This is a genomic window from Candidatus Phyllobacterium onerii, from assembly GCF_028331445.1.
GTDB classification, from domain to species: domain Bacteria; phylum Pseudomonadota; class Alphaproteobacteria; order Rhizobiales; family Rhizobiaceae; genus Phyllobacterium; species Phyllobacterium onerii.
In genome coordinates this window covers 357,279-380,827 of the sequence record NZ_JAQMHX010000004.1, presented here as the reverse complement: position 1 = coordinate 380,827, position 23,549 = coordinate 357,279, and the positions used below count along the sequence as shown (strand labels likewise).

Below are 23,549 nucleotides of genomic sequence, written 5' to 3'. Positions count from 1 at the left end.
GGCAAATGTGAGATCAAAACGAGAACATTTTTATAAACGACTTTCACGCCGGATTGACGGTTGAAAGCCGAGATATTAGGTGATGCTCATGTCTATAAAACCACTTGTCATTCTTCCCGATCCATTGCTGCGCCAGGTGTCAAAGCCTGTGGAGCGTTTCGACGCCGATTTGCGCAAGTTTTCGACCGATATGCTCGACACCATGTATGACGCGCCCGGTATTGGGCTCGCGGCCATTCAAGTCGGTGAGCCGCTGCGTATGCTGGTTATCGACCTTGCCAAGGAAGACGAGCCCAAGGCACCTCAGATATTCATTAACCCTCAAATATTGTCTTCGAGTGAAGAGCGTAATGTCTATGAGGAAGGGTGCCTTTCCATTCCGGACTACTACGCAGAAGTCGAGCGGCCGGCCGAGGTGCGCGTTTCTTACGTCGATATCGACGGCAAGCAGCAAGAGGTTGCCGCGGAAGGGCTCCTCGCCACTTGCCTGCAGCACGAGATCGACCATCTGAACGGTGTTCTGTTCATCGACCATATTTCGCGATTGAAGCGTGAGATGGTCGTGAAGAAATTCAAGAAACTTGCCAAAGACCGCCCGCCGAGCCGGTTGGCGGTGTGAGCCGATGAGCCTGCGAATTGTCTTCATGGGAACACCGGAGTTTTCTGTGCCCATCCTCAACGCCCTGATCGGCCAGGGTCACGAGATCGTCGCGGTGTACAGTCAGCCGCCGCGCCCTGCAGGACGGCGTGGGCTGGAGCTGACGCCCTCGCCGGTGCAGCGAAATGCCGAACAGTTCGGCATCGAAGTACGGACTCCAAAAAGCTTGAGGTCCGAGGAAGAGCAGCAGGCGTTTCGGGACCTTGAGGCCGATGTTGCTGTGGTCGTCGCGTACGGGCTTATCCTGCCTGCCGCAATTCTCGAGGGCACGCGGCTTGGTTGCTACAATGGACACGCTTCGCTGCTGCCGCGTTGGCGCGGAGCGGCGCCCATTCAACGCGCAATCATGGCTGGTGATGATGAGACCGGGATCATGATCATGAAAATGGACGAGGGCCTCGACACTGGCCCTGTCGCCATGGCGGAAAAGGTGAAGATCACGGCTGATATGACTGCCGGCGAATTGCACGACCAGCTTAGCATGGCTGGCGCCGATCTGATGGTCCGCGCCATGGCGGCACTGGAGCGCGACAGTCTTACGCTCACGCCGCAGTCCGAAGACGGCGTCACCTATGCCTCCAAGATCACCAAGGCGGAAACGCGCATCGACTGGACGCAAGCTGCCATTGATGTCCATAACCGCATCCGAGGCCTTGCACCGTTTCCGGGTGCATGGTGCGAGATGGAAATCGGCGAGGAACTCGAACGGGTAAAACTGCTGCGTTCGATCCTGGCAACCGGGGTAGGTGATCCTGGAACGGTCCTTGGCGACGATCTGCGGATTGCTTGCGGCGAAGGCGCTATTCGCCTTCGCTCTTTGCAGCGTGCGGGCGGCAAAGTCATGGATGGCCTCGAGTTCCAACGAGGCGCCAAGATCGCACAGGGAACGCGCCTGCCATGAACGGCAAGACCTAGGGTCAGGACCTGTTAATCTGATGGAAATGGTATGAGGCCATCTTTTCGGATACAAGGAGCAAAGGCGATGGAAATGCTTATCCATTTTCAAGTCCTTTGCGACGATGTTGCCGGAAAGATGGACCATATCCTTCGGACGCCGAAACGGCTACAAGCTGCAGTGTCGAACCGTTCGGCCGGGCGAAAGACCCCACCCATCACGCTTCTCCTCGCATCTTCTTGCCGTTTCAGGCGCCATTTCGATCACATTAATAGGTCCTGACCCTAAGTGCCTCGTTACAAGCTCACCATTGAATATGACGGCACGCCGTATGCCGGCTGGCAGCGGCAGGAGAACGGTCATACGGCTCAGGCTGCCATCGAACAGGCGATCTTCAAATTCTGCGGCGAAACGGTTGCACTTGGTGCCGCTGGGCGTACGGACTCCGGTGTGCATGCAACCGCACAGATCGCGCATGTTGATCTGACGAAAGACTGGGCCAGTTCCAAGGTGCGCGAAGCGTTGAACGCCCATCTCGTCATCGCAGGGGAAACCGTCGGCATCATCAATGTCGAACTCGTCGGGCACAATTTCGATGCGCGGTTTTCAGCGACGGGCCGGCATTATCTTTACCGCATCGTCAATCGCAGGCCACCCGCTCCGCTTGAGGCGCATCGCGCGTGGTGGGTAAAGAAACCGCTTGACGAAATGGCCATGCATGACGCCGCACAACGGCTCATCGGCACGCATGATTTCACCACGTTTCGCGCAACCCAATGCCAATCAAAGAGCCCGGTGAAGACACTTGAGCATTTGAGTGTGAAGCGCAGCGGTGAAATCGTCGAGATCAGGGCATCCGCGCGATCATTCCTGCACAACCAGATCCGCTCTTTCGTCGGAACACTCAATGAGGTCGGATGCGGGAGATGGAATGCAGATGATGTCACCGCTGCGCTTGTCGCCCGCGATCGCCAAGCCTGCGGGCCAGTTGCACCGCCGTACGGTCTTTATCTTGTCGGCGTCGACTATCCCATCATTACCGGTTCGGGCAGAGAAATCCCCAACACGTTCTGAAGCAGGATCATCAGGAACAGCGAGCCGACAATCATGACCACGAAAAACGTGGCCGTATAGGCATGGGATTTCTTCAGCGCGACATGCGTCAAACGGTAGGTCAGGTACATTACGCCTCCATAGAGGACAAGGCCAAAACCTGTGGCCAAAGCGGGCCAACCGGGCAGCAGTAGCCGTGCCAGCGTCGCTGGGACCATGAGCCAGGCTCCGATCGCGGTCCCCCAATTGCTTGCTACGACATAGGGACTGAAACGCTTGTTAAGACCAAGCCGCTTGGCACTGAGGGCGAGAACCACCAGCGGTACCACCCACGATGCAAGATCGACGAACGCCACCCGGCCCATGATGGAAAAGCGGTTACCCGTTTCCGGCTGCAGTGATATCATGTCGTTAGCGAAGATAATCCAGCCGAGGATGAGCGGCGGCAAGGAAATCGTAATCGCATGGAATGACTGCCAGAAGCCATCTTCGGAGAAATCGAGTTGGTCAAGCCCGTCGGCATGACCATTCATCATCCGCCACGCGCCCCACAGATATTGCTGAATCTCGTCAAAATCCGGCATTTCACTTGTAGTCATGCAAAAAAATCCGCGATGAACCGTTCGTAGATTTGCGTCAGTGTTTCAAGATCGGCAATCGCCACCCGTTCGTCAACCATATGCATAGTCTTGCCGACAAGTCCGAATTCGACGACGGGGCAATAATCCTTGATGAAACGAGCATCCGAGGTGCCTCCGGAAGTTGACAGTTGCGGGCGTTTTCCTGTTGTCGCTTCGACCGCCGAGGTCAAGGTTCCGATCAGCTTTTCATCGTGTGTCAGAAAAACATGACTTACACGGTCACGCCAGGTCAGCTCGTAGTTCACTGGCGCCTTTTTGTTGGGGCGCAGCTTGCGACGGCCAGAAGCCTTATCGAGACGGTTGTGGATCTCGGCCATCAGCGTCTCATCGGTCCAGGTGTCGTTGAAACGAATATTGAACGTTGCGGTGGCCTTTGCCGGGATCACATTTACCGCAGGATTGCCGACGTCAATCGTTGTGATTTCGAGATTGGTGGCCTGGAAGTCTTTCGTTCCAGTGTCGAAAGCTGGATAAAGCAGGCTTTCAACCAGTGTCACCAGCCCTCGGATGGGGTTGTCCGCCAGATGCGGATAGGCAACGTGGCCTTGCACGCCACTAACGACGATCGTGCCCGACAACGAGCCACGACGCCCGATTTTCATCATGTCGCCCAGTTTTTCGGGATTGGTCGGTTCGCCAACAACTGCAGCATCCCAGCTCTCGCCTTTCGCCTTGGCCCACTCCAACAGCTTCCTTGTCCCGTTGATGGAGGGTCCCTCTTCATCGCCGGTAATCACAAAGGATATCGAACCGTTGAGTCCCCCGCGCTTCTCCAGATGGCGCCCTACAGCAGCGACAAAACAGGCAATGCCACCCTTCATATCGACGGCGCCGCGTCCATACATTTCGTCATTGTGGATCGATGCCGAGAATGGCGGGTAAGTCCAGGCTGCTTCGTCGCCAACGGGTACGACATCCGTGTGGCCCGCGAACATCAGGTGAGGTCCGTTGCCGGAGCGCCGCGCATATAGATTTTCGACGTCCGGTGTATCGTCCTCACGGAAAGTTGGTCGTTCCACGGAAAAACCCAACGGTGTCAACATGGCTTCAAGCACCGTCAATGCCCCCTCTTCCGCAGGCGTTATCGACGGACATGTAATGAGTTCAGCAAGGTTCTGGACGGGGTCGATTGAGGATTTCATGGTCAAAGCGATAATGGAAAAGCACGATCCTGTCACGCACTGGATGGGGGTTCCTCCGTCTGATTTAATAACACCAGCGACTCAACCAAGGACCAGCACCATGATCGGAATTGATAGCCGGATCGTCATAGCCGGCGCCGGGTCGATCGGATGCTACGTGGGCGGGCGTCTCGCTGTGGCAGGCAAGGCAGTGACCTTGTTGGTTCGGCCTCGGATGATTGAAAGACTCCAGCAGGAAGGCCTGAGAATCATCGACCCGGATGGATCGGAAAAACTGGTAGAGCCCGGGCAATTTTCCCTGACTAGTGATTCTGAGATCGCCTTCCGGCAAGCCGACATTATTCTCGTCACCGTCAAGAGCGGCGCTACCGAAGAGATGGCCAAGTCGATAAGGGAAAGTGCGCCATCCGATATTATTGTGGTCAGCCTGCAAAATGGCGTCGGAAACGCTGAAACTCTCCGCCAACATCTGCCGCCGGAAGCGACTGTTATCTCCGGAATGGTTCCGTTCAATATCGTTCAGTCTGAACCCAGCGTCAGCCCGCTTAATGTGAGGCGGACAATGCCAGGGACCATTCTCATCGACGATACCCTGGGTGGCTTGGCAGAGGTTCTTTCCGATCCAGGGCTCTCCGTCCAAGCCCACCCGGATATGCAAGGTATTCTTTGGGGCAAACTGCTGATAAATCTCAACAATGCTCTCAATGCCCTTTCAAACCTGCCTCTCGTTGAACAGTTGGCCGACCGAAATTGGCGGCTTCTGATAGCGGACCAGATGAGCGAAGGTCTCAAAGTTGTGAGAGCGCACGGTATCACGCCGGCAAAAGTGCAAGGGGCATCACCCTCAGTGCTTCCCTGGATACTCCGATTGCCGAATTTTCTGTTTCGCATCGTCGCGGCGCGAATGCTCGCGATCAACCCGCACGCGCGCTCATCCATGTGGGAAGATCTGTCGCGAGGCCGCGCCACCGAGATCGACTATCTGCAGGGGGTGATCGTCCGGTTGGCCCGCGAGAAAAACATCGCAGTCCCGCTCACCCGCAAGGTCTCTGCCTGTGTGAAACAGGCTGAGGGAAAACCATTGCAAAGTCATTCCGTCGAAGACATTCGCGGGTGACCATTCAGAAGAGCGGGCTCTAATAGCCCCTCTCCCGATTTGGATCAATCACGCAGCAGCTCGTTGATGGAGGTCTTCGAACGCGTCTTTTCATCGACGCGCTTGACGATCACGGCGCAATAAAGGCTGGGACCCCAGTTCTCGCCCGGGACGTTCTTGCCGGGCATTGAACCGGCTACGACCACCGAGTAGGGAGGGACTTCGCCATAGAAAATCTCACCGGTAGCGCGATCGACAATCTTGGTCGATTTGCCGATAAATACGCCCATACCAAGAACTGAACCTTCACGAACGATGCAGCCCTCGACCACCTCGGAACGTGCTCCGATAAAGCAATTGTCTTCAATGATCGTAGGTCCTGCCTGCATGGGTTCGAGAACACCGCCAATGCCGACGCCACCTGACAGGTGCACGTGCTTGCCGATCTGTGCGCAGGAACCAACGCCCGCCCAGGTGTCGACCATGGTCCCCTCATCGACGTAAGCGCCGAGATTGACGAAGGACGGCATCAGGATCACGCCCGGAGCGATATAGGCGGAGCGGCGGACAATCGACCCGGGAACGGTGCGAATACCTGATTTGGCAAATTCGGTGGCGCCCCAGCCGTCAAACTTCGACGGCACCTTGTCCCACCAGGTCGCACCACCTGGACCGCCCTCGATAATGCCCATCGGGTTAAGCCGGAAAGAAAGCAGGACCGCCCTTTTCAGCCATTGATTGACTTTCCAGTCGCCGTTCGACTGCTTCTCCGCAACACGAACTTCTCCACTATCGAGCAGCAAAAGAGAGGTCTCGACTGCTTCCCGTATTTCGCCACGCGTTTCGGTGCTGATTGCATCGCGTTCTTCGAAGGCCTTGTCGATCGTCTTTTCGAGACCGGTCAGATCGGGCTTGGACATTTTCAGATCACTCCATTAAACGGGCGGGCTATGGCTAATGACAAGGGCTACTATGTTAAGTCTGCGAGAGCGTCAATTCGCTGCGCCACATTGTTGGATGACGAATCGATTTTTATGTCTCTAAGCGCCATAAGTGTCCGCAGAAGGAGAAAAACAATTGAACACTGATGAAAAACACAGCTGGACGCCATTCTCGCATTCTTCCGAAGCCGTGCGCCGCGTAGAGAGCGCACCGGAAACGCCGCAAACCCAATCACCTACCTATCGGCTGGCCTTTGCCGATCCAGATTTCATGACGAAGCGTGAACTTCGTGCAGTGCGGCTACAACTCGAGCTACTTAAACCGGAGATGGCGCTGGCCGAGCGCGGTATTCGGTCAACCGTCGTGCTTTTCGGCGGCGCACGTATTCCGGAACCGGGCGGTGCTGCCTGGGCTGCAAAAAACGAAATCCAGAAGAAGAACCTCGAAGCCAATTCCCACTACTACGCCGAGGCGCGCAAGTTCGCGCAGCTTTGCTCGACCTATTCCTCAACGACCTACAATCGCGAATTCGTTGTCGTTACCGGAGGCGGTCCCGGGGTGATGGAGGCCGGCAATCGTGGCGCAGCGGACGTCGGTGCGCCAACGATCGGCCTCAATATCGTGCTGCCACACGAACAGGCTCCTAACGCCTATGTGACGCCGGAGCTTTGCTTCAACTTCCACTATTTTGCCATCCGCAAGATGCATTTCCTCATGCGTGCCAAGGCTATGGCGATCTTTCCCGGTGGCTTCGGGACGATGGACGAGACTTTCGAAGCCCTTACCCTCATTCAGACCGGACGTATGGAGCGCATTCCTTTTCTCCTGTTTGGCAAGCCATTTTGGGAAAAGGCTATCAACTTCGATTTCCTGGCGGAGCAGGGCGTCATTTCGCCGTCCGATCGCGAGCTGATTACATTCGTCGATACTGCCGAAGAGGCTTGGGACGTGATCAAGACCTTCTACGAACTTTCCTGATTCTCGTCATTGTCACGTGGCGGAGAAACCCAGGTTACCAGTACGACGGAAATTATCATCAGCAGGTACCAGGATCCCAGCTTTGCAAAAGACACCGGCGCCCATCCATGTGCCTGCGCCGGATAAATCCACGCTCTTGACCAGGTACCGATGTTTTCGGCAGCCCAGATGAACAACGCAACAAAAAAGAAAGCTATGAGCAAGGGCATTTTGTGGCGAAAGCGGAAGACGCGATAATGCATCGTGGTGCGCCAGAACAGGGCGATTGTCGCAGCAAAAAGGACAAGCCGGATGTCCGGTATGAAATGATGCGCAAAGAAGTTCGCATAAATGGCAATGGCGAGCAGAAAAGTCAGCGAGAATGACGGGTAGCGTTCAAGCCTGATATCGAATATCCGATTGATACGCGCCATGTATGAACCGACGGCTGCATACATGAAACCTGAAAACAGCGGCACCCCGCCGATTCGGAAAATATTGGCTTCCGGATAAATCCATGAGCCCACATGGGTCTTGAATATCTCCATGATTGTTCCGACCACATGGAAAATGAAAATGACCTTGGCCTCTTCCCAGGTCTCCAGCCTGAATACCAACATGCATAGTTGAATCGTGAGGGCTACAAAAAAGAGAAAGTCGTAGCGCGCTAGCCAGCTGCCGTCGGGCCAGAAAAACCGTGTCAGCATGATTGCGGCAAGCAGCGCACCACCGAAGAGACAGGCCCAAGCCTGTTTGATCCCGAAAACGATAAACTCGACAAGAGCGCCACAAAAACCGGACTGTGGCAATCGTTCAAGCACACGATGTGCCGCATCATCAATTATCGCTTCAACGGAGGTAACCCGCTTCAAGCAGGCACATTCAGCGCCGTCTGACCGGGCAGGATAGCGCTGAGGAACGAGGCCAGGTTGTCCGTAACGTAGTCGACGTGATCGGTATGACCTGGATCGCGCTCCCAGATTTCCGAGAATGTCGGTTCGAAATTGTTTGGAACGATCAGAACCGTCGTCATCCCCAAGGCTTTCGGCACGACAAGGTTGCGCGCCAGATCTTCGAACATCACGCTGCTTGCCGCGTCGATCTTGTGCAGCGCTAAAAAGCGGTCATAAGTCTCTCGAGCAGGCTTCGGCAGCAATTCCGCCGCCACAATATCGAAGATGTCATCGAACTCATCAAGAACGCCAAGCTGACGCGCAGCGCGCTCGGCGTGTCCGCGATTGCCGTTGGTGAAAATGAACTTGCGGCCGGGCAGTTGCCGGATGGCGGTGGCCAATGAAGGGTCCGGCACCAGCCAGGAATAATCGATGTCGTGGACTTTCTGTAGAAAGTCGTCCGGATCGATCTCGTAACGGTCCATCAATCCTTTGAGCGTCGTGCCGTAATCCTTGTAAAATTGCTTCTGCATCTGCCGCGCATCGGTCCGGGACAGCTTCAGAAGATCAGCAACATAGTCCGTCATTTTCACATCGATCTGGGAAAACAGATTTGAATGATGTGGATACAGGGTATTGTCGAGATCAAAGACCCAATCGGTCACATGGGCAAAGTTCAAGGATTCTGGTTGATTTGTCATACGCGATTAAGGTTCCGCCGTTTTCTGATAGGCAAAAGCAAATGCAGAAAATTCTGTTTCGCTCCCGAATCAATAGACGAAAAGAGTCTGAACTACGACCGTTTTTAAATTTTTCGCTAACAACCGCTTCATTTGTTCCTCGTATTGGTTAAGAGCTGTCTCCGAGGTCCGATGTCCAGAATTCTCCTTAAATGTGCAATGGTTGTGGTCGTTTCCGTTATGTGCTCCCTGCTGATTACCGGAGCCATCATGACGGCCAACGACATGCATGACGCAAGGGGCTATATGATCGCGACCATTTGCCCGCTGGTGATTTCGCCAGCCGTTTCCTTCATCGTCTTTCGCCAGTCGGAAAAACTCCGGCTGACCCTCGAAAGACTCAATCACGTCATGCGGGAACTTGAGGCAACCAATGCGAAACTGTTGGAGAAGTCATCACGCGATAGTATGACGGGCCTCCTCAATCGCGAAGCGTTCTTCAACCATATCGAAGATGTCCGTACGCGAAAGGCGAGTTCTCTCCTGATCATAGACGCGGATCATTTCAAAAAAATCAATGATGTTCATGGCCATTACAATGGCGATGGCGCGTTGATGGCAATCGCACAGAGTATCGCTGGCTGTCTTGGAAAAGAGGACAGTATCGGACGCATCGGAGGCGAGGAGTTCGCTGTCTTTCTCGCAATGGATGATGAGGACAACGTAAAATCGATTGCCGAAAACATTCGGGTGGCAGTGAACCGCATTGAGTTCCGTACTCCGGAAAACGAACGCGTCTCGCTGAGCGTCAGTATTGGGGGTATTGTTGGGCTGGCAAGTGGAGCGATCGCCGATCATTTTCAGGTCGCCGATCGCAGGTTGTACGAGGCTAAACGCAATGGCCGCAATTGCGTGATCATCGAGTCCAACATGAAGAATGCGGCCTGAGATGACCATCTTTAGCGGCTTGTTTTTGGCCGTCTTAGACCATCGCCGGATCCAATGGATCAACATCTTTCCAGCGCGCAACCAGTTTTTCCATGTCGGCTTTCTCAAACGCATCTCTCAGCGCGGCGAAGGATGGCAACACGAAATATGCCCGTTGGAACTTGTCGATTTCATATGCCGTATGCATCACCGTTTCCAGATCGAATGGTACGTGATGGGCGTCCGGGCTCGTTACAGCGAATTGCAGTTCACTGAACGACGACATAAGACCGGCACCAAACGCTTTGAGTGATGCGCGCCCCTCACGCATAAGACCAAACTCGGCAGTGTACCAGTAAAGCCGGCCTGCCAGTTGTTCCCCGCCCATGCGTGATGCTGCTCCACCCTTTACGCCGTAGAGCTGCATGAAATCCGCAAATACCGGTTGGCTGAGAATAGGAACGTGACCGAAGAAATCATGAAACATGTCCGGCTCAACGATATAGTCGAGTTCCTTCTTACTGCGCAGCCAGTTCGTCACCGGAAAGCGCCGGTTGGCAAGATGGTCGAAAAACGGCTCATTCGGGATAAGGCCCGGAACGGCGACGATTTCCCAACCGGTCAGTTTATGGAGCCGCTCACTTACCTCGTGGAAATCCGGTATTCGGTCGAGAAGTCCTAGGGCATCCACGCCGTCGAGATAGCTGTGGTGCGCCAACTTCTCCGTCAATTTCGTCTGGCGATCGCACAGGGCGCGCCAGACCTCTTGGTCTTCATCGGAATAGTCATATTTCTGTTCAACGGTGAAATCCGCCTGGCAGACCGCGTAGTTACCGCGAAGTCCCTGTTCGGCACACTCCCGCGCATAAGCCTCAACGCTGATAGTCATCGTTTCCTCCTTGATTGGTTTCCAGGAGGATACGATGGGGAAATGAGAGGATTTGACTTAATCAGCTGCGTTAAGCATCATTATGAGTTAATTAACAAATCATAGGGAGAATTTTGAGTGACTTCACCTCAATTCAGCGACTTCGAAATCAAGATGCTGCAGATTCTGCAAAGCAATGGGCGCGTTGCGATAACCGACCTCGCCCAATTGATCGGCCTGTCCGCCACGCCCTGCGCCCGACGGTTCGAGCAGTTGCAGGAAAGCGGGGTTATCAAAGGCTTTGCAGCCACCATCGACAGACGATCCATCGGACTGATGGTGGAAGTCTTCATACAGGTGCGTCTCAACACCCATAGCGACGATTCTCCCGAGCGCTTTATCGCGGAAATTCAGCGCATGGACGAGGTTTCGTCTTGCTGGACCATGACCGGAGAACATGATTTTCTCCTGCACGTCATGGTGCCCACCGTGGACGATCTCAACGCTTTCGTCATGCACCGGCTGATGCGATTGAAGGGCGTCCGAGATGTGCATACCCAACTGGTGCTGCAGAATATCAAAGGGCCCGGGAAAATCCCGCTCGATCATCTCAAGAAGTGATCAGGGCCAGGAACCTAGGGAACGAGTAGCGTTCCCGCACCGCGTTCTGTGAAAAGTTCGAGCAGAACCGAATGAGGAGTCTTGCCATTAAGGATGACCACGCCCTCAACACCGCGATTGATCGCATCGATACAGGTTTCGACCTTCGGGATCATACCGCCGGATATGGTGCCGTCCTTGATCAGAGCACGTGCCTGCGCGACGGAAAGTTCCTTGATAAGCTGCTTGTCCTTGTCGAGAACACCGGGAACGTCCGTCAGAAACAAAAGGCGAGAGGCGGCAAGTGCGCCGGCGATAGCGCCAGCAAACGTATCCGCATTGATATTGTAAGTGTGGCCATCACGCCCGGGCGCTACAGGCGCAATGACGGGTATCATCTCGGAACGAGCGAGAAGGTCGAGCAGCGTGCGGTCGACTTCTACCGGCTCGCCGACAAATCCGAGGTCGACGATCTTCTCGATGTTGGAATCGGGATCGATGATGGTCTTTTTCGCCTTTTCGGCAAAGACCATATTGCCATCCTTGCCGCACAGGCCGATTGCCCATTCGCCCTCGGCATTGATCAAAGCAACGATTTCCTTGTTGATCGAGCCAGCGAGCACCATTTCGACGATTTCGAGCGTCTTCGCGTCGGTTACGCGCAGTCCCCCCTCGAACTTGGACTCGATGCCCATGCGTGCCAGCATGGATGCGATCTGCGGTCCGCCGCCGTGGACAACGATGGGATTTATACCGGACTGCTTGAGAAGCGCTATGTCGCGGGCAAACGCCTTGCCGAGAGCCGCGTCACCCATGGCATGGCCACCATATTTTACGACGACAGTCTTGTTTTCATAACGCTGCATATAGGGCAGAGCAGCGGAAAGCAGACTTGCCTGGATTTCAGCAGTGTGGTCGGCGTCGGATGTGGAGGACATGCGCAAGCTCCAGCTTGGGAAGGACGGGGGTTCTTAACGCTAAAGACGGTTTCGGGCAAACATGATTTAGGCCATTGGCAGACGTTTTTTTCATCTGCCATTGACAGCGCAACCCCTCGGCAGATTTAAATTGAGCGATAAGAGTTGGAAACGCCATCTGTATGACGCCTGAAGGCATATCGGAGCTGATCTCGCGAGTTTCGCTACGGGACCGCGCGGCCTTCGATGTGCTGTATGCCGCCACAAGCGCGAAACTTTTTGGTGTATGCCTGCGTGTCTTGGGTAATCGAACGGAAGCAGAAGACGCGCTACAGGACATCTACGTCAAGATTTGGAACAAGGCGGGCCGATTCGCCGTCGCGGATACCAGTCCTATTTCATGGCTGGTGGCGATCGCCCGCAATCACTGCATCGACGTATTGCGGTCCCGCAAGCCTGCAGCTGTTGAATTGGATCAGGCTGCAGAGGTGTCCGAGCCGTCACCCAATCCCGAACAGGCTGCCGTCGCCAGTGGGGAAGCGCAACGGATCTATGATTGCCTCGGCCAGCTGGAGGCAGACAGAGCAGCGGCCGTCCGTGGCGCCTACCTGAATGGCGACAGTTACGAGGCATTGGCCAGCCGCCATAATGTGCCGTTGAATACAATGAGAACCTGGCTGCGCCGCAGCCTGATAAAACTGAAGGAATGCCTAGAGGGATGAGCCCGACTGAACCCGATGACAACATGATACCGGAGGGCGATGATTTCATCGCCGCCGAATATGTGTTGGGTGTGCTCCCCGAACAGGAGCGCCGGGAGGTTGCGCGCCGTATAGAAACGGACAAGCCGTTTGCGGAACTGGTTGCACGCTGGCAGACTCAATTCGACCCTCTCAACGATGAATACGATGCGGCGCAAGCTCCGCAACAGCTGAAGAGCCGGATCGATCAACGCCTCTTTGCCATCGAAGTAGCCTCCAGCTCGTCATTCTGGAACAATATTGCCTTTTGGCGCGGCCTGGCCTTCGCCGCACTTGCTTTTGCTGTGATCGGAATTGGCCGTGATTTGATCGAGCGCCCTGCCCGGATCAGCGAGCAACTGGTCGCATCGATGGAGACACAAGGCAGCAGCGTCCACACGCTGGCGATTTTTGATGACCAGACCAAAAAACTGAAAGTAACCGTCGTCAGCGGCGACATGCCGAAGGACCGCTCGCTTGAACTTTGGCTGATCGCCGGCAATGAAGCGCCCGTCTCCCTCGGCCTGATGGTTTCGCCGCAAGTGACAGAATTCAACCTATCGTCGCCACTACTCGCCAAGCTGCGTGACGGCACGACACTGGCGCTGACTGTAGAGCCCGTCGGAGGTGCACCAGGCGGTGCGCCTACCGGCCCAATTGTCGCTGCGGGTATCGTGCGTAAAATTTAGAGCGTTAATTTTAACGCCTTCTGAAACTTAAGCCTCCAACCTCCCGTATCTCCATCTGTCCTCACCTGAGGGGAAACAAACAATGGAGATGAATTATGTTGAAGAAATCATTGGGCCTGATCGCACTTTCGGCCATGTTGGTTGCCGGAACTGCGTACGCCAAGAACCCGACGGTCGGCGGTGCGGCCATGTACGAGAACAAGAATATCATTGAAAATGCCGTGAACTCCAAGGATCACACAACACTGGTGGCTGCAGTCAAAGCGGCCGGCCTTGTCGAAACACTTGAGGGTAAGGGACCTTTTACGGTATTCGCCCCCACAAATGAAGCATTTGCCGAGCTTCCGAAAGGCACCGTCGAGACGCTGCTGAAGCCTGAAAATAAGGACAAGTTGGCGAAGATCCTCACCTGTCACGTCGTTGCTGCCGACGCTTCATCGAAGGCCATCATGAAGATGATCGACGATGACGACGGCGCTCATCCAGTAAAGACGGTCGGTGGATGCGTTTGGACCGCCAAGTACAAGGGCAAGAAGCTTACTCTGACCGATGAAAATGGAACGGTGGCTACCGTTACCATCGCAAATGTCAAGCAATCGAACGGCGTCATCCATGTGATCGACAAGGTTCTCCTGCCAAAAATGTAGTCAGAGACGCCTGGTTCATTTGCGCAGAGTGCGCCAGGCTTTTGCCCCGCCGATCCGCCGGATCGCGTGGGGCTTTTTTTATTTACGCTGTTCCTCGAGAAGCTGGGCAATTGCCGCCCGGAGTTCATCGAGCCCTGCGCCCTTTTCAGACGATGTCGCCAGGATTTCCGGATAGGCCGCGGCGCGCTTTTTGATGGCCTGTAATGTCTCTTCGATCAAACGCGGAACGCCGGCGGGTTTGATCTTGTCGATCTTGGTCAAGACGATCTGGTAAGATACAGCGGCTCGATCGAGCAGGTCCAATACCTCGGCGTCATTCTTCTTCACGCCGTGGCGGGCATCGATCAGGAGGTAGACACGCTTGAGCGTCGTACGTCCGCGCAAATAATCGAAAACCAGCCGTGTCCAGGCATCGACCTGTTCTTTGGGCGCTTCAGCGAATCCATACCCCGGCATATCCACGACCGCGAGGGGAGGAAGATCGCCGTCTTCGCCTGAATGGCCATCTGGAACGAAATAGTTGAGCTCCTGTGTCCGTCCAGGTGTATTCGATGTTCGGGCCAACCCCTTCTGGCCGATAATCGCGTTGATCAAAGACGATTTGCCGACGTTGGAACGCCCGGCGAACGCGATTTCGAGCGGGCCCTCCGGCGGCAGGAATTTCATCGCAGGAACGCCGCGGATAAAAATCCAGCCCTGTGCGAAGAGCATTCTGCCCTTCTCGATGAGCCTGTTGATGTTTTGCTGCGTTTCGCTCAATTTCTTCCATCCATTCGCCGCAGACGGCCATGCTTGCAATCAATGTTTATGGGAGGCTTGTCAACCGCGCAAAAGAAAAGCCCCCGATCAAGCCGGGGGCCTTCTGAATAGTTTAGCGGTTCGTTGCTATTCGGCGGGTTTCGGCTTCTTGCGGAAAAGCCCTGTGAGATTGTCCCACAATTCGACCTTGACCCCCTGGCGCTTCATGATGATCGCCTGTTGCGTGATCGAAAGCGTGTTGTTCCACGCCCAGTAGATAACCAACCCTGCGGGGAAGCTTGACAACATGAACGTGAAGATTAGCGGCATCCAGTTAAAGATCATTTGCTGGGTCGGATCCGGCGGTGTCGGGTTCATGCGCATCTGCAGGAACATCGTGACGCCCATGATCAAAGGCCAGACGCCGATCATCAGGAAAGCAGGGACTGCCCATGGGATAAGGCCGAAGAGATTGAACAAAGATGTCGGATCTGGAGCAGCCAGATCCTGGATCCAGCCAAAGAACGGCGCGTGACGCATTTCTATGGTGACATAGAGGACCTTGTAGAGCGCAAAGAAAACCGGAATCTGAATCAAGACAGGCCAACAGCCGGCAATCGGATTGATCTTCTCCGTCTTGTACAATTCCATCATGGCTTGCTGCTGCTTGACCTTGTCATCCGCATACTTCTCGCGGATTTCGGTCATCTTCGGCTGTACCAGCTTCATCCTCGCCATAGAGGCATAAGACTTGTTGGCAAGCGGGAAGAACAAACCCTTCAAGATCACGGTCACGACCAGGATGGCCACACCGAAGTTTCCAATAGCTTTGTAAAGCCAGTCGATAAGATAGAACATCGGCTCGGTAATAAAATAGAACCAGCCCCAATCGATCAGATTCTTGAAGAGTGGAATATGCAGATCGTTCATGTAGGCGTTGATTCTGCCGACCTCTTTCGCGCCTGCGAATATGAGATTGTCGGTCGACGCAGACTGACCCGGCTGAATTGTCGTCGGATCAGACAGATAGTCGCTTTGATAGCGCGGGCGTCCATCATCGAAATATGAAAAGCGAATCTTGAACGGCGTTGCCTGTGCTGGAACGAGCGCAGCGGCCCAGTACTTGTCGGTAATTCCAACCCATCCGCCGGTGGTCGAACGATCCGGCGCAACTTCGCGCTCTTTTTCAATTGCGGCAAACTTGTATTCGATCAGTTTGTCGTTGACCACGCCAATCGGGCCCTCATGCAGCACGTAGGTGCTTGGATGCAGAGGCTTCGAAAAGCGCGTCACACGTCCGTAAGAGGCCAGCGAAACAGGTGCTGAGGTCGTGTTGGTCACAGCGTCCTTGACTGTGAACATGTAGTTCTCGTCGACACTGATCGTCCGTTTGAAGACCAGACCCTTCTCATTGGTATAGGACAGCGTAACAGGTGTGGACGCCGTCAAATCGTTGTTGCCCTCGCGGGTCCAAACGGTCGTCGGGCCTGGGACGGTACCGGTCAGATCATTTCCCGCGAACCCGACCTCAACAAACTGGCCATCGGCCATCTGCGCAGGGCTTAGCAACTCGATGTTTGGCGAATTATCGTCGACAGTCTCGTGATAATGCTTCAGCTGCAAATCATCGAGCCGCGCTCCGGTCAGGCTGATCGAGCCGCCAAGGCTGGGTGTGTCGATCTTGATACGCTGTGTCTGGCCGAGCGCGGCGGCGCGCGTGAGACTACCGGCCTGCGCAGCATCTTGCGACTGGCCTGGGACATTTGCAGTGGGAGTAGCTGGGGACGAAGACGGGAGATTATTTGCTGCATTGCCGTTGGTGGCAGTGCCGGCCGGCGTGCTCGCCTGTCCGTCAACACGCGTTTGTCCTTGCCGCGTAGCCTCGATCTGGGCCTGTTCGCGCTGCGCTTCGATCTTGGGGTTCATATAGAACACCTGCCAAAGCGTCAGGATCACAATGGACAAGGCAATGGTGATGAAGAAATTACGGTTGGTTTCCATTGTCAGTCCTTGGGTCGGGTTCGCGGGTACCTGTCAAGGCTTTGTCGAACGCCGGGTCAATATTTTCCTGGAAACCCGTTTGGAGAGTTCCCGCGTCAAGTCAGCGAACGGCGCGTTCAGCGCATCGCGGCGAGCAACGATCACATAGTCGGTTCCAGCTTGCATGTCATCAGCAACATTGACGCGCACCGCCTCTCTGAGACGCCGCTTGATGCGATTGCGGATAACAGCATTCCCGTTCTTTTTGGTGACCGTGAAACCTACGCGCGGGGGTCCAACCTGGTCCTCTCGCTCTTTGACTTCGACAAGAAAGTAGACGCCGCGGCGCTTTTCTCCGTTTCGGACAGCCAAAAACTCCGCTCTCTTGCGAAGGCGGAGTGGTTTTTGCTCATTCATTCTATAGTGCCAACTCTGGCCAACCGCACAAGTCTGCGCGGAATGCCTTATGCCGACAACCGCTTGCGACCGCGAGCGCGACGCGCTGCAATAACCTTGCGGCCGCCTGCCGTTGCCATACGGGCACGGAACCCATGGCGACGTGCGCGGACAAGCTTGGATGGCTGATAAGTACGCTTCATTTGTTAAATACCGCGGTGTGCGGCCCTTCTTGTGGTCTGTTCTTGACAGGAGCATATCAGGACCGCCGTTAGCATATGCGAATATGCCGTCGATATTCGTCGTGGGGGCGGTCAGCCCGGACGTGCGCGGCTTATAGAGGCACGATGCTGATAAGTCAATTGATTGACGCGATTCAAAAATAGGCAAATCCACGCAACTGATTTATTGTGCTGGGCAAGCATTTGACCTACATCGAATGCCGATGGAGCGTATATGACGGCAACTCAGCAAAAGCCAGAAAACACGAGTGTGCCTCTGCATGCCGGTCGGCGTTTGCCCGTTCTGAAACGTCTTTCCGGCAAGTTGCTACGCCTCACCCTCTTGTTCGGCCTTCTCGCAGAAGTGATGATTTTCGTACCTATTATTGCAGATATGCGTGTTCGCTGGCTTTCCGACCGGCTCAACACCGTTGCTGCGGCGAGCGTCGTGCTCGCTGCGAGCGATAGTGAGAATGTACCGCAATCGGTGCAGAATGACGTCCTTCTTGCGACAGGAACGAAAGCGATCGTTCTGCGCGAAAAAGGAGCTTCCCGGCTTCTCGCGGTATCGGAGATGCCTTCCAAAGTGGACAAGCACATAGATATCACTGTCACCGATCCGATTACGATGATCCGCGATGCATTCGATACTCTAATCAACGGCGGGCATCGAATTATCCGCGTTTATGGTCCGGTCGGAGATACCGGCAAGATTATCGAACTCCTTACCTCCGACGCCCCGCTGCGGAATGCGATGTTGCGCTATGCCGGGAATGTCGCACTGATCTCGTTGTTTATTTCGCTCATTACCGCTGGCCTGGTTTTCCTGACGATCAGCCGCTTGCTGATCCGACCGATCCAGCGCATGAGTGACAACATGCTGGCCTTTGCCCAGGCACCTGACGATCCGCAGCGTATTATCAAGCCGGAAGCTCGCGAAGACGAACTCGGCATCGCCCAGCGGGAGCTCGCAGATATGCAGCACCAGTTGCAACGTACGCTGTCGGAACAGAAACATCTCGCCGACCTAGGCTTGGCGGTTTCCAAGATCAACCACGACATGCGCAATATCCTGGCCTCGGCCCAGCTCATATCCGATCACCTCGCAAACACCAGCGATCCGGCGATCCAGCGTTTCGTGCCCAAGCTGGTGCGGACCATCGATCGCGCGATCAATTATTCGCAGACCGTGCTCGCCTATGGCGGCACACAGGAAGCACCGCCACAGAGACGGCGGGTCAAGTTGCGCACGATCATCAGCGACGTCGAGGAGATGCTTAACCTCGACACAAAATCCGAGATCGAATTCAAGAACCTGGTGCCGGCCGACTTTGAAATCGATGTCGATCCGGACCAATTCTTCCGTGTCATTTCCAATCTGTGCCGCAACTCGGTTCAAGCTATGGCCAGCGACACCCGAAGTGATCCGTCCGTGGTCAAGCGATTGACAATCACCGCCGGGCAGATCGGCACAACCTCTATCATCGGCATTGACGATACTGGGCCGGGTCTGCCTCCCAAGGCGCGCGAGAATCTCTTCACCGCTTTCAAAGGGTCGGCGCGATCGGGGGGCACCGGCCTTGGTCTTGCTATTGTGCATGAGCTTGTCCGAGCTCATGGGGGAACGATTGAGCTAAGGGGCGGCGATGGAGCGGGAACAAGTTTTGAGATTCGAATTCCGGATCAACCGGTATCCTTGGCCGAATGGCGTTCCCGCCGGGACTCAGCGTCCTGACATGAAACGCCGCAATGGCTGATTACCTCTATACCCACCTACCACACATCTTCTTTGTGCTGTCGATCGTTCTGGGCGTCCCGGCCGCCGTTCATGCGACCATGACTAAGGAAGAGGTTCGCGCCGCCATCGGCTGGGTCGGCGTGATCATCCTTTCTCCGGTCATCGGTGCACTCATCTATGCCGTTGCGGGGATTAACAGGATCAGACGGTCGTCCATCTCATCGCAGCGCAAATTCCTGCATGAAATTGGCCAAGACGTCTTCATGCGTTTCGACGCTACCGACAAACAGATTCTCGCACATTTCGAAAAGCGTTTTACGGCCATGAAGACGCTCGGAGACCGCGTCAGTCGATGTCGGCTCACTACTGCAAATGACATCGATATCCTGCAAAGCGGCGATGAAGCCTACCACGCCATGCTGACCGAGATTAATGAAGCTCAGCGCAGCATTCTGGTTGAGACCTACATCTTCGACCGAGACAAGCTTGGCCTTCGCATAGCGACCGCTCTGATTGCCGCCGTCAGACGCGGGGTCGAAGTGAGAATCCTCATCGACGCGGTCGGGGCGAGATATTCTATTCCAAGCATTGTCGGCTACCTCGCCAAACACGGCGTCAAGGTCGATGTCTTCAACGGCAATATCATCATGGGATTGCGCTTGCCCTATGCCAACCTTCGCACTCACCGCAAAATTATGATTATCGACGGGCGTGTAGCCTTTACAGGCGGTATGAATATCCGCGCTGGCTTTTCTGCGGAAGTGGTGGGCGAAGACAATGCGCGGGACACGCATTTCCGATTGACCGGGCCTATTGTGACGGATCTGTTTCACATTGCTTCAGAGGATTGGCGATTTACGACGCATGAGATGCTGACGGGTGAGCCCTGGCACCTTGCCGCGCCGGAAAAGCAGCCGGGAGACCCCGTGTTCATTCGCGCCGTACCGTCGGGACCAGATCGCAGTGTCGAAGCCAATCACCGGATGCTGATGGGCGCATTTTCCGTTGCGCAATCACGCATTCGCATCATGTCACCCTATTTTCTGCCGGACCGCGAATTGATCAGCGCGCTGGTAACGGCTGCGCGTCGAGGGGTCGAGGTGGACATCGTCGTGCCCTCAATCAACAATCTCAAGCTGGTGGACCGCGCCATGACGGCACAGTTCGACCAGATCCTCAAGGGTCACTGCCGAATCTGGCGCGCCCGCGGAAACTTCAACCATTCCAAGCTCTTGGTGGTCGATGGGCAGTGGGCCTATGTCGGATCGTCAAATCTTGATCCGCGGTCGTTACGGTTGAATTTCGAAGTCGATCTCGAGGTGATGGATGCAGCATTCGCGTCCGAAGTGGAAGCCCTTGTGGAGAACGCAATGGCCTCAGCGAAACCGGTTCTGCTTCAAAACCTGCGCGCCAGATCGTTCTGGGTACGCCTGGTTGAACGAATTATCTGGCTAGGCTCGCCCTATCTTTGATTTCTTCCGTTACTGACAACGCCGATTTCAGATCGACATAGGCCTTGATTGGCAGATGATCGGATGCAACACGGGCCAAGGGTGTGTCGTGAACCTCGATCGTTGTAACAAGGCTGTGGGGGTGGCCAAGAACCCGGTCCAGGGCCAAGACAGGGAACCGCGACGGAAAGCTTGGCACCGCATTTTTTGCCGGGTCGAAGACCGGGCGAAGAAAGTGCAATGACGAACCTTTGCCCACGCGCCATTCGTTCAAGTCGCCCAATAGCAAAGTTGGACGCGATGGATCTGCCTTCACGGCATTCAAAATTGCTTCCGATTGTTGTTGTCGCGAGTGTCTAAGGAGGCCCAGATGTGCGGCAATGATGCGAAGTGGGCCTGCTTCCAGATCGATATCGACTACCAGTGCACCGCGTGGCTCAAGGCCGGGTAGCACAAGCTGCTGAACACGGCGAACGACGCCCTCGCGGAACAGCAGCAGATTGCCATGCCAGCCATGGCCTTTTGGGTAAAGCGAAGTTACCGGAACTGGAACGAGGCTGTTCTCGCGATGGAGACGGGCAAGATCGAGCAGGCCCGTCCTTTCGCCAAAGCGCTTGTCGGCCTCCTGGATGGCGATAACGTCAGCCCCAATTTCGCCGATTACGTGCGCAACACGATCTGGGTCGAATTTCTTATCGATCCCGACACATTTGTGGACATTGTAGGACGCAATCAGCAGATCGTTGCGCACGACTCGGGTAATGCCAGCCGGACGTTTGTTACGGTTCCTGACCGCGGCGAAAATGCTGGCGGAGACGCTGGGTCTGGTGTGCCGCATCGGCTTCTTGCTGTCCATCACCTAGAGATATGTCGGGATGCCAAGAATGGCAAGCGAATGAGTAGACGGGGTTAACGTGATTGCTCCCTCACCGACGCTCTTAGTCTATCGTCGGGGTGGTCGATTGTCATCGATAACCATAATCTCTTGGGGATGAGTCCATTTAGTTTATGAGCGATCTCGCATGAAACTCATACACAACGAGCGTACTAAACTGCTTGCAAACTCAATCGACCGAGCATCGACATCGTGTGTTACAGTCGGTGTTTTGGCTCCCGGGGCAGCGGCCATCTACACTGTTTCTGGAACAGTTGTGCCGTCTTTGATCTTCCTTGTTGGGACTGTCATTTGGCTTTTTGCTGCGGTAGCGTTACATTTAGCTGCACGCAGGACTCTAAGAGGACTACGGTGATGAACGGCATTCAACTCTTTGCCTTTGTTATTCTGCCGCTTGCGCTCGCTGCCGGAGGCTGGCTGATCGTGCTGTTGAACGAACGGCACAACCGGCGATAGACGTGTTCGCTTAAAATCTGTTCCCGACCAGATGCGCCAGCTGCGCACCGGCTTCATAGTATCCTTCACGCATTGCTCGAAAACCCTGTTCCTTTGGCGGGGTTACCGGTAGCGGTAAATCCGCTTCCGTGATTTTGCCGACTATTTGCTCGGCGAGAAGACGGCCAAATACTGTGCCCGGCGCTATGCCGCGACCATTGTAACCGCTGAAACTGATGATGTTCGGAGCGAGCGTGTGGAAGCGCGGCAGGCTATCATCGGTCATGCCGATCTTGCCATACCAGCCAGCTTCGAATTTCACATCCTTGATCTGCGGAAAAAGCTTGCGGATGGATCTCGCGGCCCACGCCTTGTGCACGGCCATACCGGTGCCGCGCAATGAACCGACGCTGCCGAATATCAGTCGCCCCACCCGATCCATGCGGAAGGAGCTCAATATCTCTTTCGTATCCCAGCCGCCTTGCTTGTCGGGAAGGACGGTCTTCCGCACTTCTTCCGGCAGCGGCGCTGTGGCGAAATTGAAATAGGGAAGATGCAGAAGTTCCGCCCGCAATTCCGGCCAGGGCGATGTCGTGTAGGCGTTAGTCGCGACAACGACCCAGTCAGCAGAAATCGTGCCAGAAGCCGACCGCACAATCCAACGCTTACCCGAACGCTCCGTCGCCATTATTGGCGTTCCAGTGTAAACAGCGGCGCCACCACTGAGAGCAGCCTTGGCGAGCCCTCGAACATAGCCCAGCGGCTGTATTGTGCCGGCCCGGTTATCCAGCAATGAAGCCATGTATGCATTCGAGCCCACCTTGGCGGCGGTTTCTTTTGCATCCAACAGTCGAACCGCAGCGCCACGGGCGAGCCACTGTTCGGCGCGTTGCTCCAACTGCTTCAGCCCGTCCTGGCCAACCGCACAATGCAGTGTGCCTTTGCGCTCGAGTTCGCAGTCAATGTTGTATTTATCGACAAGATTGAAAACCGATTGCGGCGCGTTTCCTAGCAGCTCCAGTAGGCGCTCGCCATGAACTGCTCCCAACACCCCAGGCAGATCATTCGGCATCACCCACATACCCGCGTTCACGAGGCCGACATTCCTGCCTGAACCGCCGAACCCTATCTCAACGGCATCGACGACCGCCACCTTCGTTCCTGCTTCGGCCAGATGCAAAGCCGCAGAAAGCCCGGTGAAGCCTGCACCGACCACCGCCACATCGACGGAGATATCCCCATCCAGCCGTTCCGTCTTCGGCGCGGGTGGCGCGGTCTTTTCCCACAGGCCGTGGGAACGTTCATCATTCAGCATGGGATCACCGCCAGGTCGGCCGGAGAAAACCGGCT

Annotated in this window: 25 protein-coding genes; 12 read left to right on the top strand and 13 right to left on the bottom strand. The window is 55.3% G+C overall.

Annotated features, from left to right (window positions below; genetic code table 11):
• Window positions 1-88 precede the first annotated feature (88 nt).
• The 3 genes from def to truA all read left to right on the top strand — a co-directional run bounded on the left by def (window position 89) and on the right by truA (window position 2,627).
• On the top strand, window positions 89-619 hold the full coding sequence (gene def, locus PHA01_RS12180; RefSeq protein ID WP_271895761.1) for a peptide deformylase: 531 nt from the start codon (window positions 89-91) through the stop codon (window positions 617-619).
• A 10-nt stretch (window positions 620-629) separates the two neighbouring features.
• A complete protein-coding gene (gene fmt / locus PHA01_RS12175) occupies window positions 630-1,559 on the top strand; it encodes a methionyl-tRNA formyltransferase (RefSeq protein ID WP_271895954.1) in 930 nt (309 codons plus the stop codon).
• Between the two features lie 282 nt (window positions 1,560-1,841).
• On the top strand, window positions 1,842-2,627 hold the full coding sequence (gene truA / locus PHA01_RS12170) for a tRNA pseudouridine(38-40) synthase TruA (protein ID WP_271895759.1): 786 nt from the start codon (window positions 1,842-1,844) through the stop codon (window positions 2,625-2,627).
• On the opposite strand, the gene PHA01_RS12165 is transcribed toward truA, so the two are convergent.
• Together PHA01_RS12165 and dapE are read right to left on the bottom strand one after the other, a co-directional pair.
• Complete coding sequence (locus PHA01_RS12165) at window positions 2,579-3,205, bottom strand: hypothetical protein (protein ID WP_271895757.1); 627 nt, start codon at window positions 3,203-3,205, stop codon at window positions 2,579-2,581. The two genes, truA and PHA01_RS12165, sit on opposite strands and share 49 nt — an antisense overlap.
• Window positions 3,202-4,389, bottom strand: a complete 1,188-nt coding sequence (gene dapE / locus PHA01_RS12160; RefSeq protein ID WP_271895754.1) for a succinyl-diaminopimelate desuccinylase — start codon at window positions 4,387-4,389, stop codon at window positions 3,202-3,204. Before dapE ends, PHA01_RS12165 begins: the two co-directional genes overlap by 4 nt.
• Window positions 4,390-4,489: 100 nt before the next feature.
• On the opposite strand from dapE, the gene PHA01_RS12155 reads away from it, so the two are divergent.
• The gene (locus PHA01_RS12155) at window positions 4,490-5,506 is read left to right on the top strand and encodes a 2-dehydropantoate 2-reductase (protein WP_271895752.1); all 1,017 of its coding nucleotides are present in this window, start codon (window positions 4,490-4,492) and stop codon (window positions 5,504-5,506) included.
• Window positions 5,507-5,550: 44 nt separating this feature from the next.
• On the opposite strand, the gene dapD is transcribed toward PHA01_RS12155, so the two are convergent.
• The gene (gene dapD / locus PHA01_RS12150) at window positions 5,551-6,405 is read right to left on the bottom strand and encodes a 2,3,4,5-tetrahydropyridine-2,6-dicarboxylate N-succinyltransferase (RefSeq protein ID WP_271895749.1); all 855 of its coding nucleotides are present in this window, start codon (window positions 6,403-6,405) and stop codon (window positions 5,551-5,553) included.
• A gap of 157 nt (window positions 6,406-6,562) precedes the next feature.
• On the opposite strand from dapD, the gene PHA01_RS12145 reads away from it, so the two are divergent.
• The gene (locus tag PHA01_RS12145) at window positions 6,563-7,405 is read left to right on the top strand and encodes an LOG family protein (RefSeq protein WP_271895747.1); all 843 of its coding nucleotides are present in this window, start codon (window positions 6,563-6,565) and stop codon (window positions 7,403-7,405) included.
• Here the strand turns inward: PHA01_RS12145 and PHA01_RS12140 are convergent.
• Window positions 7,390-8,256 (bottom strand): DUF817 domain-containing protein, encoded by an 867-nt coding sequence (locus PHA01_RS12140; RefSeq protein ID WP_271895744.1) that lies wholly within the window; start codon window positions 8,254-8,256, stop codon window positions 7,390-7,392. The two genes, PHA01_RS12145 and PHA01_RS12140, sit on opposite strands and share 16 nt — an antisense overlap.
• Entirely contained in the window at window positions 8,253-8,978 is a 726-nt protein-coding gene (locus PHA01_RS12135) for a pyrimidine 5'-nucleotidase (protein WP_271895742.1), read from the bottom strand. Before PHA01_RS12135 ends, PHA01_RS12140 begins: the two co-directional genes overlap by 4 nt.
• A 171-nt stretch (window positions 8,979-9,149) precedes the next feature.
• On the opposite strand from PHA01_RS12135, the gene PHA01_RS12130 reads away from it, so the two are divergent.
• Window positions 9,150-9,905, top strand: a complete 756-nt coding sequence (locus PHA01_RS12130; RefSeq protein ID WP_271895739.1) for a GGDEF domain-containing protein — start codon at window positions 9,150-9,152, stop codon at window positions 9,903-9,905.
• Window positions 9,906-9,939: 34 nt separating this feature from the next.
• Here the strand turns inward: PHA01_RS12130 and phhA are convergent, their stop codons facing one another.
• Window positions 9,940-10,773, bottom strand: coding sequence for a phenylalanine 4-monooxygenase (gene phhA, locus PHA01_RS12125; RefSeq protein ID WP_271895736.1), 834 nt, complete (start codon window positions 10,771-10,773; stop codon window positions 9,940-9,942).
• Between the two features lie 117 nt (window positions 10,774-10,890).
• Here phhA and PHA01_RS12120 point away from each other — a divergent pair, with 117 nt between their 5' ends.
• The gene (locus tag PHA01_RS12120; protein WP_271895734.1) at window positions 10,891-11,373 is read left to right on the top strand and encodes an Lrp/AsnC family transcriptional regulator; all 483 of its coding nucleotides are present in this window, start codon (window positions 10,891-10,893) and stop codon (window positions 11,371-11,373) included.
• A gap of 14 nt (window positions 11,374-11,387) precedes the next feature.
• On the opposite strand, the gene argB is transcribed toward PHA01_RS12120, so the two are convergent.
• Window positions 11,388-12,290, bottom strand: coding sequence for an acetylglutamate kinase (gene argB / locus PHA01_RS12115; protein ID WP_112526645.1), 903 nt, complete (start codon window positions 12,288-12,290; stop codon window positions 11,388-11,390).
• Window positions 12,291-12,451: 161 nt separating this feature from the next.
• Between argB and PHA01_RS12110 the strand changes: the two genes are divergently transcribed.
• The 3 genes from PHA01_RS12110 (at window position 12,452) to PHA01_RS12100 (ending at window position 14,345) form a co-directional block, all read left to right on the top strand.
• Window positions 12,452-12,991, top strand: a complete 540-nt coding sequence (locus PHA01_RS12110) for a sigma-70 family RNA polymerase sigma factor (RefSeq protein ID WP_271895731.1) — start codon at window positions 12,452-12,454, stop codon at window positions 12,989-12,991.
• Window positions 12,988-13,698, top strand: a complete 711-nt coding sequence (locus tag PHA01_RS12105; protein WP_271895728.1) for an anti-sigma factor — start codon at window positions 12,988-12,990, stop codon at window positions 13,696-13,698. Before PHA01_RS12110 ends, PHA01_RS12105 begins: the two co-directional genes overlap by 4 nt.
• 95 nt (window positions 13,699-13,793) lie before the next feature.
• A complete protein-coding gene (locus tag PHA01_RS12100; RefSeq protein ID WP_271895725.1) occupies window positions 13,794-14,345 on the top strand; it encodes a fasciclin domain-containing protein in 552 nt (183 codons plus the stop codon).
• A gap of 78 nt (window positions 14,346-14,423) precedes the next feature.
• Here the strand turns inward: PHA01_RS12100 and yihA are convergent, their stop codons facing one another.
• From yihA to rpmH, 4 genes are all read right to left on the bottom strand, one after another.
• Window positions 14,424-15,056 (bottom strand): ribosome biogenesis GTP-binding protein YihA/YsxC, encoded by a 633-nt coding sequence (gene yihA / locus PHA01_RS12095; RefSeq protein WP_271895952.1) that lies wholly within the window; start codon window positions 15,054-15,056, stop codon window positions 14,424-14,426.
• Window positions 15,057-15,230: 174 nt separating this feature from the next.
• The gene (yidC, locus tag PHA01_RS12090) at window positions 15,231-17,084 is read right to left on the bottom strand and encodes a membrane protein insertase YidC (RefSeq protein ID WP_271895723.1); all 1,854 of its coding nucleotides are present in this window, start codon (window positions 17,082-17,084) and stop codon (window positions 15,231-15,233) included.
• Window positions 17,085-17,117: 33 nt separating this feature from the next.
• A complete protein-coding gene (gene rnpA / locus PHA01_RS12085) occupies window positions 17,118-17,480 on the bottom strand; it encodes a ribonuclease P protein component (protein WP_112526657.1) in 363 nt (120 codons plus the stop codon).
• 47 nt (window positions 17,481-17,527) lie between these two features.
• Window positions 17,528-17,662, bottom strand: coding sequence for a 50S ribosomal protein L34 (rpmH, locus tag PHA01_RS12080; protein ID WP_040853797.1), 135 nt, complete (start codon window positions 17,660-17,662; stop codon window positions 17,528-17,530).
• 253 nt (window positions 17,663-17,915) lie between these two features.
• On the opposite strand from rpmH, the gene PHA01_RS12075 reads away from it, so the two are divergent.
• The gene (locus PHA01_RS12075; RefSeq protein ID WP_271895716.1) at window positions 17,916-19,415 is read left to right on the top strand and encodes a sensor histidine kinase; all 1,500 of its coding nucleotides are present in this window, start codon (window positions 17,916-17,918) and stop codon (window positions 19,413-19,415) included.
• 14 nt (window positions 19,416-19,429) lie between these two features.
• Window positions 19,430-20,890, top strand: a complete 1,461-nt coding sequence (gene cls, locus PHA01_RS12070; protein ID WP_271895714.1) for a cardiolipin synthase — start codon at window positions 19,430-19,432, stop codon at window positions 20,888-20,890.
• Here cls and PHA01_RS12065 read toward each other — a convergent pair.
• Together PHA01_RS12065 and PHA01_RS12060 are read right to left on the bottom strand one after the other, a co-directional pair.
• The gene (locus PHA01_RS12065; RefSeq protein WP_417020954.1) at window positions 20,862-21,728 is read right to left on the bottom strand and encodes an endonuclease/exonuclease/phosphatase family protein; all 867 of its coding nucleotides are present in this window, start codon (window positions 21,726-21,728) and stop codon (window positions 20,862-20,864) included. The two genes, cls and PHA01_RS12065, sit on opposite strands and share 29 nt — an antisense overlap.
• Window positions 21,729-22,230: 502 nt before the next feature.
• A complete protein-coding gene (locus PHA01_RS12060) occupies window positions 22,231-23,514 on the bottom strand; it encodes an NAD(P)/FAD-dependent oxidoreductase (RefSeq protein WP_271895710.1) in 1,284 nt (427 codons plus the stop codon).
• Between the last annotated feature and the right edge of the window lie 35 nt (window positions 23,515-23,549).